Below are 14,024 nucleotides of genomic sequence, written 5' to 3' on the forward strand. Positions count from 1 at the left end.
CACGGATTTTCAACCAGGCACCCCAGGAGACAAACCATGGCCCATATCGTCGTTATCGGAGCAGGCATTGGCGGCATGCCCGCAGCCTACGAGCTGCGCAGCAAGCTGCCCACGCAGCATCGCGTCACCGTGATCAGCGCGGTGGACTACTTCCAGTTCGTGCCCTCCAACCCCTGGATCGCGGTGGGCTGGCGAAAACGCGACGATATCGTGCTGCAAATCGCCCCGCTGCTGCAGCGCAAAGGCATTGATTTCATTGCCAGCGGTGTGCAGACCATCGACGCCACCGGTAACAGCGTCACGCTGGCCAACGGTCAGACCGTGCCTTACGACTATCTGGTGATCACCACCGGCCCGCGCCTCGCCTTTGAGGAAGTGCCGGGCGCAGGCCCCATCGATGGCCACACGCACTCCATCTGCACGGTGGATCACGCCCAGGGCTTCTGGGCAGATTACGAGAAGTTTCTCGAAAACCCCGGTCCCATGGTGATTGGCGCCATGCCCGGCGCCAGCTGCTTTGGCCCGGCGTATGAGTTTGCCTTCATCGTGTCGGCCGATCTGCGCAAACGCAAGCTGCGCCACAAGGTGCCCCTCACCTATGTCACCAGCGAGCCCTACATCGGCCACCTTGGTCTGGGCGGCGTGGGCGACAGCAAGAGCATGCTCGAGAGCGAGCTGCGCGGCCAGGACATCAAGTGGATCACCAACGCCAAGACAACGCGCGTGGAAGACGGCAAGATGATGGTGGACCAGCTCGACGAACAGGGCAACCTGCTCAAGCAGCACGAGCTGCCGTTCAAGCTCTCGATGATGCTGCCCGCTTTCAAGGGTGTGGATGCCGTGGCCGCCGTGCCCAAGCTGTGCAACCCGCGCGGCTTCGTGCTGATCGACGAGCACCAGCGCAGCAAGGCCTACCCCAACATCTTTGCGGCGGGCGTGTGCGTGGCGATTCCGCCCGTAGAGGTCACCCCGGTGCCCACCGGCGCGCCCAAGACCGGCTACATGATCGAAACCATGGTGTCTGCCATCGTGCACAACATCGCGGCCGACCTGGAGGGAAAGCCCGCTACAGCCACCGCCACCTGGAACGCCATCTGCCTGGCCGACATGGGCGACACCGGCGCCGCCTTCGTGGCGCTGCCGCAAATACCGCCGCGCAACGTCAACTGGTTCAAGAAGGGCAAGTGGGTGCACCTGGGCAAGATTGCCTTCGAAAAATATTTCCTCGGCAAGATCAAGTCGGGCAATACCGACCCGATCTACGAGAAATACGTGCTCAAGATCCTGGGCATCGAACGCCTGCAAGAGCCCTCCGGCCCCAAGTAGACCAGCAACCAGACGTGTTTTTTTCGTTCAACTTCGGAGCTTCATCATGACCTCTTGGCAACTCGTTCGCATCATTGGCGGCTCATTCATCCTGCTGTCGCTGGCCCTGGGCGTGGCGGGCAGTCCGATCTTCCACAGCGCCAACTGGCTGTGGTTCACCGCCTTTGTGGGCGCCAATCTGCTGCAAAGTGGTTTCACCCGGTGGTGCCTGATGGAAACCATCATGCGCAAGCTGGGCGCGGCGGCAGGCAATTGACCGGAGATCGCACCATGCGCATGAAGCCGCTGTGGGCCGCTTTGCTGGCGCTGGGCATCTCGGGCGCCCACGCGGCCGACCTGCTGCAAGCCTGGCAGGCCGCACGCCAGCATGACCCGGACATGGCCGTGGCGCAGTCGGCCCTGCAGGCAGGCCAGGCACGGCGGGATCAGGCCAGCGCTTTGTGGCGCCCCACGGTGGCTGCCACGGCGGCCGGTGGCGCCATGGGCTCGCAGACCTCCACTGCCGGTGCGTCGTTTTCGGCGCCGGGCTTTGGCACCTCGTCGAATGTCGGGTTCAACACCTCGGTGGACAACGGCCCGGGGGCGCGCTGGAGCATTGGTGCCCGCATGCCCATCTACAGCCCCGAACGCACGGCGCAGGGCCGCAAGCTCACGCTGTCTGCCGATCTGGCCGATGTGCAGTGGCAGGCTGCCGAACAGGCCCTCATGCTGCAAACCGCCGAGCGCTACTTTGCCGTGGCGCAGGCGCAGGACGGACTGCGCCTGCTGCAGCGCCAGCAAACGGCCGTCAACAAGGCACTGGTGGAGGCGCAAGACCGCTTTGAACTGGGGGATGCTCCCGTCACCGACACCCACGAAGCCGCTGCGCGCGCCCGTGGCATCGATGCGCAGGTGCTTGCAGCCGAGGTGGATTTGCAGATCGCCCAGCGCGCCCTGGCGGACACCACCGGCTGGTCGGTCGACGCGCTGCAGGTGGCGCCGGCACCGGCTTTGCTGGCCTCCCCCGCCCTGCCTGCCCTGCCCCAGTGGCTGGACCAGGCGGCAGCAGCCAACCCCGGCCTGCGCCAGCAAACCCTGGCCGTCGAGGTGGCGCGCCAGGATGTCGCCCAATATGCCCGCGGCGCAGGCACCACCGTGGACCTGGTCGCACAGGCAAGCCGCGAGCACCTGAGCGGCTCGGGCCGCTACGGCCACGGCAGCAACACCGCCCAGCAGCACATGGTGGGCGTGCAGGTCACCGTGCCGCTATACACCGGCGGCCAGCGCAGCGCACGCCAGCAAGAGCTGCTGCACCTGCAGGCCAAGGCCGAAGCCGAACTCGACCGCGCACGCCAACAGGTGGCGCAGCAAACCCGCGCCGCGTGGCTGCGCCTGCAGTCAGGCGCAGCGCGCACCGAGGCACAGAACGCAGCCCTGCGCGCCAGCCAGGCCCGCCTGGATGCCACCCAGCTCGGCCGCCAGGTGGGAGACCGCACCACGCTGGACCTGCTCAACGCGCAAAACGATGCGGCCGGTGCCGAGCTGGCCATGGCGCAGCTGCGCACATCCCTCACGCTGGAGCGCCTGCGCCTGCTGGCCTTGACGGGGCAGCTGGACGAACGTGCATTGCACGCCGCCACCGTGGATGCGCCAGCCCCGAAGTAACCCCCATTCATCTTCCCAGAGACACCATGGAAACCACCACACTCCAGCCGCCCGCCGCGCCCCTGGTCGTTGATGTGCGCTCACCCGGCGAGTTTGAAGCCGGCCATGTGGACGGCGCCATCAACCTGCCACTGGACCGCCTGGGCGCCGATTGCGCGCAGGCCTTGCCCGACAAAGCCACGCCCCTTGTGCTGTGCTGCCTGTCGGGTGCACGCTCCGGCATGGCGGCGCAGTGGCTGCGGCAGCAGGGCTACCAGCAGGTGGCCAACGGCGGCTCGGTGGGCAGCGTGGCGCTGCAGCTGCAGCGTCCCATACGCCGCGGCTGAGGCGCCCCCACCCTGCCCGCTTTCCCGTCCTTTCATTTCTCCACACCACAAGGAACCGCCATGAAAACCGCCCACGACCTGGTCACCGCCGCAAAAACCCGGGCCCAGGAAATCCCCGTGGACCAGGCCGAGCAGGCCATCCGTGAAGCCGACGTGCTGATCGACGTGCGAGAGGCCGACGAATACCATGCAGGACACCTGCCCGGCGCCATCCACGCCTCGCGCGGCATGCTGGAGTTCAAGCTCAGCAGCACCCCCGCGCTCGAGTCGCGCGACCTCAAGGTGGTTGTGTATTGCAAGACCAGTGGCCGTGCAGCGCTGGCCGCATGTGCCATGCAGGACATGGGATATCTGCAGGTGCAATCGATTGCCGGCGGGTTTGATGCCTGGGTGGCCGCCGGCAAGCCTGTGGTCAAACCGGTGACGCCCTCGTTCGAGTAACCGGGTGAAGCGGCTTACCGGCCGCATCGCCTTTTCGCAAAGCGGCCCGCTCAAGGGGCTGCAGCAACCCAAAGCAAAGGAAAAATCATGAAAATCAACGTTGGAACCATTGATCGTGTCTTGCGCATCGTGGCCGGACTGGTACTGATCGCACTGGCTGCCACTGGCACCGTGGGCTGGTGGGGCTGGCTGGGCGTGGTGCCTTTGGCCACCGGCCTGTTCCGCTTTTGCCCCGCCTACACGCTGCTGGGCATCAACACCTGCCCCCTGAAGCGATAACTGACGCAGCCCTGGCCGCGTGAGAGCGGCGGATGGGGCCGCGCCAGCCAGCGGCCCCGAAAGTGATTTTTCGACCCGCCTGTTTTGACTCCCTATTTCATGGAATTTCAGTCATGAGTACCTTTGACCATGCAGGTCTGATACACAACATCAATGAAAGCCTGGCCACCTTCCGCAAGGCCCAGCCTGACGCCATGCGCGGGTTTGCCCAACTCGCCCAGGCCTCCATGGCCGAGGGCGCGATCAGCGCCAAGCACAAAGAGCTGATTGCCCTGGCCATCGGCGTAAGCCAGCACTGCTCAGGGTGCATCGGCTTTCACGTCAAGGCACTGCTGAAACTTGGCGCCACACGCGCCGAACTCGAAGAGATGCTGGCCGTGAGCGTCTACATGGGCGGCGGGCCATCGTTGATGTACGCAGCCGAAGCCCTCAAGGCCTGGGACACCATGGCCGAAGCCCACACCGCCTGAGCTCAAGCCCAAACTGCCTATTCAAAGGGCAAAGGCACGTTTTTGCGGATTTATACAAAAATAGCTGCTAGCGCTTATGGATAAAGCGCAAGCAGCTATTTTTTTAATAGCAACTATCCATCGCACTCACCCTTCTGTGCGCATGCGGTACACCGGGCTCAGGCGCACGCCCCCTGAGGTTGCGACAGCGCCTGCAGGTCATCTGCCTCGGTGGTAGTAATGCGGTGGCCGCTCAGGCCCAGTTTGGCCAGCAGTTGCACATCGGCTTCCACATCAGGGTTGCCGGTCACCAGCAATTTATCGCCATAAAAAATCGAGTTGGCCCCGGCCATGAAGCACAGCGCCTGCACCGCATCACCCAACTGCTGGCGGCCTGCCGACAGGCGCACGCGGGCCTTGGGCATGGTGATGCGGGCCACCGCGATCACGCGCACAAAGTCCAGCGGATCGACCGGTTCGCTGTCGGCCAGCGGGGTGCCGGGCACGCGCACCAGGCTGTTGATGGGCACCGATTCCGGGTAGGGCTGCAGGTTGGCCAGCTGGGCGATCAGGCCCGCGCGGTGCACGGGCGCCTCGCCCATGCCAACAATGCCTCCGCAGCACACGCTGATGCCTGCGCTGCGCACATGCTGCAGGGTGTCCAGTCGGTCCTGGTAGGCGCGGGTGCTGACCACGTCGGTGTAGTACTCGGGGGCGGTATCGAGGTTGTGGTTGTAATAGTCGAGGCCCGCATCCTTGAGCGCCTGCGCCTGGTGCGATTCGAGCATGCCCAGCGTGGCGCAGGTCTGCAGGCCCAGGCCTTTCACCGCGCCAATGAGGGCACTGACTTTTTCGATGTCACGGTCCTTGGGGGCGCGCCAGGCGGCGCCCATGCAAAAGCGGGTGGCGCCGGCGTCTTTGGCGGCTTGCGCAGCGCGCACCACTTCGTCCACTTCCATCAGCTTTTCGGCCTTCACGCCGGTGTCGAACTCGGCAGACTGCGGGCAGTAGCCACAATTTTCGGGGCAGCCGCCGGTTTTGACCGACAGCAGCGTGGCCAGCTCGATATCGCCCGCGGGCCAGTGCTGGCGGTGCACGGTCTGCGCCTCGAACAGCAAGTCCAGCAAGGGCTTGTCGAGCAGCGCCTGAATGGCATCAACCGTCCACGGGCCCTGGGCCGCAGAGGGCGCCACGCGGCGATGCATCTGCAGGGGCTGGCTGGAGGATGGGGTGGCGGTAGAGGACATGAAGGGCCTTTGAGGTGGGGGCAGCGAGTGCGTAACGGGAAAACATGCCCCATTGCGAGCATTCGATGCGGTTTATATCAGGTGAAACAGACCAATTCCCGACCGCACCGCACGAAGGCGATGCGCAGAAGCGGTGTTTTCATGGTGGTTAAAAAGGCTGCGGATCGCGCCTTACAAGTGCCACCGCATCATTTTGACGGGGGTAAACGGTGCTACGTGGGTTGGATGGGTTGGGTGGGTGGAGTGAATCCCAACGCCTTCAACTCTTCATCACTCAGTTCCAGCTCCGTCAATTCGGGCTGGCGGGCCTCAATGGTGCGGCGCTGCTCAAAACTCGTCGGCGGGCCTTGCTCTTGCTGCCTTCTGTCTTGACCGCTGCGCCGGTCTGTTTCGTGTCGTCGTTCCATTTTTCCTGTCCGTCCAAAGGGATTTCACAGAGCCAGCATTGATGTGCCGAAAGGTTTGCTTCAGCCGCGTGATTTGTGGGCACCACAATGCGACCTGGCGCCGTGTTCAGTAGGGCCAACGCCTCAGCCGAGCGCGGCGATCACATCCGGGGGCGCTTGCACCAGCTCGATCAGCACGCCCTCGCCCGCAATCGGGAACTCGTCGTTGCTCTTGGGGTGCAGAAAGCAGATGTCAAAACCCGCCGCGCCCTTGCGGATGCCACCGGGCGCAAAGCGCACGCCCTGCGCGGTGAGCCACTCGACGGCGGCGGCCAGGTCGTCGATCCACAGGCCGATGTGGTTGAGTGGCGTGGTGTGCACCGCAGGCTTTTTATCGATGTCCAGTGGCTGCATGATGTCCACCTCGACCTTGAAGGCGCCCTGCCCCATGGCCAGGATGTCTTCATCGACGTTCTCGCGTTCGCTTTTGAAAGTGCCGGTCTGTTCCAGGCCCAGCATGTCCACCCACAGGGCTTTCATGCGCTGTTTGTCGGTGCCGCCAATGGCCACCTGCTGGATGCCCAGCACCCTGAAAGGGCGTTGCACGGTGTTGTTTGTCATGGAAATTCTCCAGTGGCTGAAGCGTTTTTTACTTCTATTTCAATAGCTACTCGCGCTTACTGCATAAGCGCTAGAGGCCAAAAACACTCATAAAAAAGGGGGCAAGCCCCCTCGGGTTGGATTTCGGCAGGGATCACTGGAATTCCAGGATCACCTGATCCACCGCCAGCGATTCGCCCTTGCCCGCCACGATCTTGCCCACCACGCCGTCTTGCGCAGCAAAGAGGATGTTTTCCATCTTCATGGCCTCGATCACGGCCAGCTTTTCACCCGCCTGCACCTTCTGGCCGGGCTGCACCGCTACATCGACCAGCAGGCCGGGCATGGGCGACAGCAAAAACCTGGAAAGGTCTGGTGGTGCCTTGAACGGCATCAGCTTGTGCAGCCGTGCGCCCAGCGGCGACAGCACCAGCGCGTCGATCTGCGTGCCGTTGTGCGCAATGCGCAGCGCCAGCGGGTTCTTGCCCACACCGCGCTCGACCTGGGCCGTGAAGCCCTGGCCATTGCAAGCGCCTTGCACGCGAATCTGCCCCAGCGTGGCCGTGCTACTGATCTGATAGCTTTTGCCGCCCACCGATACTGCGCTGGAGAGCGATTTGCCATCTATTTCGAAGTCCGTCACCGTGACTTCGTGCTGCTGGTTCTTGCCTTCGGCGCCAAGTGCGATCACCACAAACTCTTCACCCACCTTCACCTCGTGCCCGGCCAACTGGCCGCTGATGCCCGAGGCGCGGGCGCGGTAACGGCGGTTCATGTAGGCGGCCAGCGCCACCAGGAACAGCGGATCGTCGTGCGGCACGTCTTCGGCCGCAAAACCCTTGCTGTAGTTTTCGGCAATAAAACCGGTATTGAAATCGCCCGTCACAAAACGGGGGTGCGCCAGCAAAGCGGCCTGGAACGGGATGTTGCTGCTGATACCGCGAATCACAAACCCGTTGAGCGCGGCGCGCATCTTGGTAATGGCGTCGTTGCGGTCGGTGCCGTGCACGATGAGCTTGGCGATCATCGAGTCGTAATACATGGGGATCTCGCCGCCCTCGTACACACCCGTGTCCACGCGCACGCCCAGCTTCTTGCTGGTGTCCGACTGGAACATGGATTCCTCCGGCGGCTGAAAGCGCACCAGGCGGCCCGTGGACGGCAAAAAGTTGCGAAAAGGGTCTTCGGCATTGATGCGGCACTCGATGGCCCAGCCGTCGCGCTTCACATCGGCTTGCGTAAGCGGCAGCGCCTCGCCCGCCGCCACGCGGATCATCAGCTCCACCAGGTCCAGGCCAGTGATGCATTCGGTCACCGGATGCTCCACCTGCAGGCGGGTGTTCATCTCCAGAAAGTAAAAGTCCTGGTCCTTGCCGACCACAAACTCCACCGTGCCAGCGCTCTGATACTTCACGGCCTTGGCGAGCTGCACGGCCTGCTCGCCCATGGCCTTGCGAGTGGCATCAGAGATGAAGGGCGATGGCGCCTCTTCGATCACCTTCTGGTGGCGGCGCTGGATGGAGCACTCGCGCTCGTTCAGATAGATCACATTGCCGTGGCTGTCGCCCAGTACCTGGATCTCGATGTGGCGCGGCTCCTGCACGAATTTTTCGATGAAGATGCGGTCATCGCCAAAGCTGTTGCGGGCTTCGTTCTGGCAGCTGGCAAAGCCTTCAAACGCTTCCTTGTCGTTGAACGCCACGCGCAGGCCCTTGCCGCCGCCGCCCGCGCTGGCCTTGATCATCACCGGGTAGCCAATGCCCTTGGCAATTTCCACCGCCTGCTCGGGGCCGGCGATGGCATCGTTGTAGCCCGGAATGGTGTTGACCTTGGCCTCCAGCGCGAGCTTCTTGGATGCAATCTTGTCACCCATGGCCGCGATCGAAAATGCCTTGGGGCCGATGAAGGCAATGCCTTCGTCTTCGCAGCGCTTGGCAAAGGCTTCGTTCTCGGAGAGGAAACCATAGCCCGGGTGCACGGCCTGTGCGCCGGTCTGTTTGCAGGCTTCGATGATCTTGTCGGCCAGCAGGTACGACTCGCGCGAAGGCGCCGCGCCGATGTGCACGGCCTCATCCGCCAGCTTGACGTGGCGCGCTTCCTTGTCGGCGTCGGAATAGACGGCGACGGTGGCGATGCCCATCTTGCGGGCGGTAGCGATGACACGGCAGGCGATTTCGCCGCGGTTCGCAATCAGGATTTTCTTGAACATGATGACGTCCTGTTCTCTCTCAATGTTGTTGGGCCAGCAGCGCTTTGCGCCGGGCCGTGTAGTTCCACCACGGCTGGCTGGGCCCGCCGTTCATAAAGTCGTGTGCAGCCATAAAGACATCCAGCACGCACGGGTCTTGGCGCTGACCCGTGGGTCCGCGCAGCTGCCCATACATTTCCAGCGGGTCCATCGCACGCACTTGCTGTGGCGTGGTGATGCCCAGGCTGTGCAGATCGGCGGCCATCGATTTCCCGATGTTCGGAATATCGGTCAGCACACGGGCTTGCTCGGCGTGGGTCGCTTTGGGCATGACAGCACTCGCTGGACCGGCGTTACAAAGGAATGTTGCCGTGCTTGCGCCACGGGTTTTCCAGCTTCTTGTCGCGCAGCATCACGAGCGAGCGGCAGATGCGCTTGCGCGTCTCGTGCGGCAGGATGACGTCGTCGATGAAGCCCCGGGCACCCGCCACAAACGGGTTGGCGAAACGCTCTTTGTATTCGGCCTCGCGGGCAGCCAGCTTGACGGGGTCGTTCTTGTCCTCACGGAAGATGATTTCCACCGCGCCCTTGGCGCCCATCACCGCGATTTCGGCGTTGGGCCAGGCCAGGTTCACGTCGCCGCGCAGGTGCTTGCTGCTCATCACGTCGTACGCGCCGCCATAGGCCTTGCGCGTGATGACGGTGATCTTGGGCACAGTGCATTCGGCATACGCATACAGCAGCTTGGCGCCGTGCTTGATGATGCCGCCGTACTCTTGAGAAGTGCCGGGCATGAAGCCGGGCACGTCCACAAACGTGACCACGGGGATGTTGAACGCATCGCAAAAGCGCACAAAACGCGCGGCCTTGATGCTCGACTTGATGTCCAGGCAGCCCGCCAGCACCAGGGGCTGGTTGGCGACGATGCCCACGGTCTGGCCTTCCATGCGGGCAAAGCCGATGAGGATGTTCTTGGCGTATTCGGGCTGCAGCTCAAAAAAGTCGCCATCGTCCACCGTCTTGAGGATCAGCTCCTTCATGTCGTAGGGCTTGTTGGCGTTGTCGGGCACCAGGGTGTCAAGCGACAGGTCGGCGCGGTCGGCCGGGTCGTTGCTTGGGCGCACGGGCGCTTTTTCGCGGTTGTTCAGCGGCAGGTAGTTGTACAGGCGGCGCAGCATCATCAGCGCCTCCACGTCGTTTTCGAACGCCAGGTCCGCCACGCCGCTCTTGGTGGTGTGGGTGATGGCGCCGCCCAGTTCCTCGGCGGTCACCTCTTCATGCGTCACGGTTTTGACCACTTCGGGGCCGGTGACGAACATGTAGCTCGAATCCTTGACCATGAAGATGAAGTCGGTCATGGCGGGCGAATACACGGCGCCACCGGCGCTCGGGCCCATGATCATGCTGATCTGCGGAATCACGCCGCTGGCCAGCACGTTTTTCTGGAACACGTCGGCATAGCCACCCAGGCTGGCCACGCCCTCCTGGATGCGCGCGCCGCCCGAGTCGTTGAGGCCGATGACGGGTGCGCCCACCTTCATGGCCTGGTCCATCACCTTGCAGATTTTCTCGGCATGGGTTTCAGACAGCGCACCGCCAAACACGGTGAAGTCCTGGCTGAACACAAACACCAGACGGCCGTTGATCATGCCGTAGCCCGTAACCACACCATCGCCGGGGATCTTGTTGGCTTCCATGCCAAAGTCGGTGCAGCGGTGCTCGACGAACATGTCCCATTCCTCGAACGTGCCGTCGTCCAGCAGCAGCTCAATGCGCTCGCGCGCCGTGAGCTTGCCCTTGGCGTGCTGCGCGTCAATGCGCTTTTGCCCGCCGCCCAGTCGTGCCAGCGCACGCTTTTTCTCCAGTTGATCCAGGATGTCTTGCATGGTCGTCCTTTGGTGAATTCAGTTTATTGTTTACTATTTATTTGATAGCTGCTTGCGCTTGATGGGCGTGCGCTAGCAGCAGATTTCTTGCCGCAGTGGATGCCGCGATGCGCCCCGCCGCCACATCGGCCTGCATCTGGGGGAGCAGCTGTACGACCCGGGGGTGCTGGCGAAATGCGAGCTTGAGGCCCGCGTCGATTCGCTCCCACATCCAGGCCAGCGCCTGCTTCTCGCGCCGCGTGGCCAGGCGGCCGTTGGCGGTTTGCAACTGCCGAAACTGCGTGACCGCGGCCCAGAAGCTGTCCACGCCCTGCCCCAGCAATGCGCTGATCTGCACCACCTTGGGGTGCCACAGGGCTTCGTTGTGGTGGGCGTTTTCAGGGTTGCCGTGCTGGCTCAGGATGCGCAGACTGGATGTGATTTGCGCCTCGGCGCGCGTGGCGGCGTTCTTGTCGAGGTCGGCCTTGTTGATGACCACCAGATCGGCGATCTCCATCACACCTTTTTTGATGGCCTGCAGGTCGTCACCCGCATTGGGAAGCTGCAGCAGCACGAACATGTCGGTCATGCCATTGACGGCAATTTCGCTCTGGCCCACACCCACGGTTTCGACAATCACCACGTCGTAGCCCGCCGCTTCGCAGACCAGCATGGCCTCGCGCGTTTTCTCTGCCACGCCGCCCAGCGTGCCGCTGCTCGGGCTCGGGCGGATGTAGGCTTTTTCGTGCACGGACAGGTGCTCCATGCGCGTCTTGTCGCCCAGGATGGAGCCACCCGAAACCGTGCTGGATGGGTCGATGGTGAGCACGGCCACGCGGTGGCCCTGAGCGATGAGATACAGGCCCAGCGCCTCGATAAAGGTGGACTTGCCCACGCCGGGCACGCCGCTGATGCCCAGACGAAACGATTTGCCGGTGTGGGGCAACAGCGCTGTGAGCAGTTCGTCGCCCTGCGCGCGGTGATCGGCGCGGGTCGATTCGAGCAGCGTGATGGCTTTGGACATGGCACGGCGCTGCACGGCAGCATTGCCATGCAACATGCCCTCCAGCAACGCGCCTGGGTTCACGCCACTGCCTTGCGAATCTGCTCCAGCACGTCCTTGGCGCTGGCGGGAATGGGGGTGCCGGGGCCGTAGATGCCCTTCACGCCTGCTTCGTACAGGTGCTCGTAGTCCTGCGCGGGGATCACGCCGCCGACGAACACAATGATGTCGTCGGCGCCCTGGTCCTTGAGCGACTGGATGATGGCGGGCACCAGCGTCTTGTGGCCGGCGGCCAGCGTGCTTACGCCCACCGCGTGCACGTCGTTTTCAATCGCCTGGCGCGCGCATTCTTCGGGCGTCTGGAACAGTGGGCCCATGTCCACGTCAAAGCCCAGGTCGGCAAATGCCGTGGCCACCACCTTGGCGCCACGGTCGTGGCCGTCCTGGCCCAGTTTGGCAATCATCACGCGCGGGCGGCGGCCCTGGGTTTCGGCGAATTCGTTGATTTCGGCCTTGAGTTTGTCCCAGCCTTCGGCAGAGTCGTAAGCAGCAGCGTACACACCGGTCACCTTTTGTGTATCGGCGCGGTGGCGCCCGTAAACCTTTTCCAGCGCATCCGACACCTCGCCCACGGTGGCGCGCAGGCGCATGGCCTGGATGGACAGGTCCAGCAGGTTCCCGCTGCCGTCTTCTGCTGCAGAAGTGAGAGCATCCAGCGCTTGCTGTACCTTGGCTGGGTCGCGCTTTGCCCTGATATTTTTCAGGCGCTCAATCTGGCCGTCGCGCACCTTGACGTTGTCGATCTGCAGGATGTCGACCGGGTCTTCCTTGGCCAGCTTGTACTTGTTGACGCCCACGATGACGTCCTTGCCCGAGTCGATGCGCGCCTGTTTTTCAGCGGCGGCGGCTTCGATCTTGAGCTTGGCCCAGCCGCTGTCCACGGCCTGGGTCATGCCGCCCATGGCTTCGACTTCTTCGATGATTTTCCAGGCGGCGTCCATCATGTCTTGCGTCAGCTTTTCCATCATGTAGCTGCCGGCCCAGGGGTCCACCACATTGGTGATGTGGGTTTCTTCCTGAATGATGAGCTGCGTGTTGCGCGCAATGCGCGATGAAAATTCGGTGGGCAACGCAATGGCTTCGTCGAGCGCGTTGGTGTGCAGGCTCTGGGTGCCGCCAAACACCGCCGCCATGGCTTCGATGGTGGTGCGCACGATGTTGTTGTAGGGGTCTTGCTCGGTCAGGCTCCAGCCGCTGGTCTGGCAGTGGGTGCGCAGCATCAGGCTCTTGGGGTTCTTGGCGCCGGTTTCCTTCATGATGCGGCACCACAGCAGGCGCGCGGCGCGCATCTTGGCCACTTCGAGGTAGAAGTTCATGCCGATCGCCCAGAAGAAAGAGAGGCGCCCGGCGAACTCGTCCACATCCAGGCCCGAGGCGATGGCGGTCTTCACATACTCCTTGCCATCGGCCAGCGTGAAAGCGAGTTCCAGCGCCTGGTTGGCCCCAGCTTCCTGCATGTGGTAACCCGAGATCGAGATCGAGTTGAACTTGGGCATGTTGCGTGCCGTGTAGCCAATGATGTCGCCAATGATGCGCATGCTCGGCTTGGGCGGGTAGATGTAGGTGTTGCGCACCATGAACTCTTTCAGAATGTCGTTCTGAATCGTTCCGGAGAGCTTGTCCTGGCTCACGCCCTGCTCTTCTGCCGCCACCACGTAGCCCGCCAGCACGGGCAGCACGGCGCCGTTCATGGTCATGGAGACGCTCACCTTGTCGAGCGGGATCTGGTCGAACAGGATCTTCATGTCCTCCACGCTGTCGATGGCCACGCCGGCTTTGCCCACGTCGCCGGTCACACGCGGGTGGTCGCTGTCGTAGCCGCGGTGCGTGGCCAGGTCGAACGCCACCGACACGCCCTGCCCGCCGGCGGCCAGCGCCTTGCGGTAGAAGGCGTTGGATTCTTCAGCGGTGGAAAAACCTGCGTACTGGCGAATGGTCCAGGGCCGCACCGCGTACATGGTGGCCTGCGGGCCGCGCAGGTAGGGCTCGAAGCCCGGCAGCGTGTTGGCATACGGCAGGCTGGCGGTATCTTCGGCGGTGTACAGCGGCTTGACGGTAATGCCATCGGGCGTGACCCAGTTCAGGGCGTTCACATCGCCACCGGGGGCTGACTTGGCGGCCGCCTTGGTCCAGGCTTCCAGCGAAGCGGCAGCGAACTCGGGGGCGTTGTTGTGGGGCTTGTCACTCATGGCGAAGGCTTCTCCGAAGAT

At 63.3% G+C, this 14,024-nt stretch carries 15 protein-coding genes; 7 read left to right on the forward strand and 8 right to left on the reverse strand.

All coding sequences use genetic code 11. The features are described from left to right. The first annotated feature begins 36 nt into the window (after positions 1 to 36). From B7Y64_RS08590 to B7Y64_RS08620, 7 genes are all read left to right on the forward strand, one after another. Entirely contained in the window at positions 37 to 1,326 is a 1,290-nt protein-coding gene (locus B7Y64_RS08590) for an FAD/NAD(P)-binding oxidoreductase (RefSeq protein WP_291324720.1), read from the forward strand. 46 nt (positions 1,327 to 1,372) lie between these two features. Then, on the forward strand, positions 1,373 to 1,582 hold the full coding sequence (locus tag B7Y64_RS08595; RefSeq protein ID WP_086912389.1) for a DUF2892 domain-containing protein: 210 nt from the start codon (positions 1,373 to 1,375) through the stop codon (positions 1,580 to 1,582). A 14-nt stretch (positions 1,583 to 1,596) separates the two neighbouring features. Next, on the forward strand, positions 1,597 to 2,970 hold the full coding sequence (locus B7Y64_RS08600) for a TolC family protein (RefSeq protein ID WP_291324721.1): 1,374 nt from the start codon (positions 1,597 to 1,599) through the stop codon (positions 2,968 to 2,970). Between the two features lie 26 nt (positions 2,971 to 2,996). Further along, the gene (locus tag B7Y64_RS08605; protein WP_291324722.1) at positions 2,997 to 3,296 is read left to right on the forward strand and encodes a rhodanese-like domain-containing protein; all 300 of its coding nucleotides are present in this window, start codon (positions 2,997 to 2,999) and stop codon (positions 3,294 to 3,296) included. 60 nt (positions 3,297 to 3,356) lie between these two features. After that, positions 3,357 to 3,737: a rhodanese-like domain-containing protein gene (locus B7Y64_RS08610; protein ID WP_291324723.1), complete on the forward strand. Its 381-nt coding sequence runs from the start codon at positions 3,357 to 3,359 to the stop codon at positions 3,735 to 3,737. An 87-nt stretch (positions 3,738 to 3,824) separates the two neighbouring features. Continuing rightward, positions 3,825 to 4,016: a DUF2892 domain-containing protein gene (locus tag B7Y64_RS08615; RefSeq protein ID WP_024815136.1), complete on the forward strand. Its 192-nt coding sequence runs from the start codon at positions 3,825 to 3,827 to the stop codon at positions 4,014 to 4,016. 113 nt (positions 4,017 to 4,129) lie between these two features. Then, the gene (locus B7Y64_RS08620; RefSeq protein ID WP_024815137.1) at positions 4,130 to 4,486 is read left to right on the forward strand and encodes a carboxymuconolactone decarboxylase family protein; all 357 of its coding nucleotides are present in this window, start codon (positions 4,130 to 4,132) and stop codon (positions 4,484 to 4,486) included. A gap of 158 nt (positions 4,487 to 4,644) precedes the next feature. On the opposite strand, the gene bioB is transcribed toward B7Y64_RS08620, so the two are convergent. The 8 genes from bioB to scpA all read right to left on the reverse strand — a co-directional run bounded on the left by bioB (position 4,645) and on the right by scpA (position 14,003). Further along, a complete protein-coding gene (bioB, locus tag B7Y64_RS08625; protein ID WP_024815138.1) occupies positions 4,645 to 5,712 on the reverse strand; it encodes a biotin synthase BioB in 1,068 nt (355 codons plus the stop codon). Positions 5,713 to 5,924: 212 nt separating this feature from the next. Beyond that, a complete protein-coding gene (locus B7Y64_RS08630) occupies positions 5,925 to 6,119 on the reverse strand; it encodes a hypothetical protein (protein ID WP_114654577.1) in 195 nt (64 codons plus the stop codon). Between the two features lie 123 nt (positions 6,120 to 6,242). Beyond that, positions 6,243 to 6,719, reverse strand: a complete 477-nt coding sequence (locus B7Y64_RS08635) for a VOC family protein (RefSeq protein ID WP_291324724.1) — start codon at positions 6,717 to 6,719, stop codon at positions 6,243 to 6,245. A 133-nt stretch (positions 6,720 to 6,852) separates the two neighbouring features. Next, positions 6,853 to 8,907 (reverse strand): acetyl/propionyl/methylcrotonyl-CoA carboxylase subunit alpha, encoded by a 2,055-nt coding sequence (locus tag B7Y64_RS08640; protein WP_291324725.1) that lies wholly within the window; start codon positions 8,905 to 8,907, stop codon positions 6,853 to 6,855. A 19-nt stretch (positions 8,908 to 8,926) separates the two neighbouring features. Beyond that, positions 8,927 to 9,217: a helix-hairpin-helix domain-containing protein gene (locus B7Y64_RS08645; protein ID WP_024815141.1), complete on the reverse strand. Its 291-nt coding sequence runs from the start codon at positions 9,215 to 9,217 to the stop codon at positions 8,927 to 8,929. Between the two features lie 22 nt (positions 9,218 to 9,239). Then, positions 9,240 to 10,772 (reverse strand): acyl-CoA carboxylase subunit beta, encoded by a 1,533-nt coding sequence (locus tag B7Y64_RS08650; protein WP_024815142.1) that lies wholly within the window; start codon positions 10,770 to 10,772, stop codon positions 9,240 to 9,242. A gap of 37 nt (positions 10,773 to 10,809) precedes the next feature. Further along, the gene (meaB, locus tag B7Y64_RS08655; RefSeq protein WP_024815143.1) at positions 10,810 to 11,838 is read right to left on the reverse strand and encodes a methylmalonyl Co-A mutase-associated GTPase MeaB; all 1,029 of its coding nucleotides are present in this window, start codon (positions 11,836 to 11,838) and stop codon (positions 10,810 to 10,812) included. Then, positions 11,835 to 14,003 carry a methylmalonyl-CoA mutase gene (scpA, locus tag B7Y64_RS08660; protein ID WP_291328674.1) on the reverse strand — a complete coding sequence of 723 codons (2,169 nt, stop codon included), beginning with the start codon at positions 14,001 to 14,003 and terminating at the stop codon, positions 11,835 to 11,837. Before scpA ends, meaB begins: the two co-directional genes overlap by 4 nt. Between the last annotated feature and the right edge of the window lie 21 nt (positions 14,004 to 14,024).

The sequence above is a fragment of the Acidovorax sp. 35-64-16 genome (genome assembly GCF_002281195.1).
Taxonomy (GTDB): Bacteria; Pseudomonadota; Gammaproteobacteria; order Burkholderiales; family Burkholderiaceae_C; genus Acidovorax; species Acidovorax defluvii.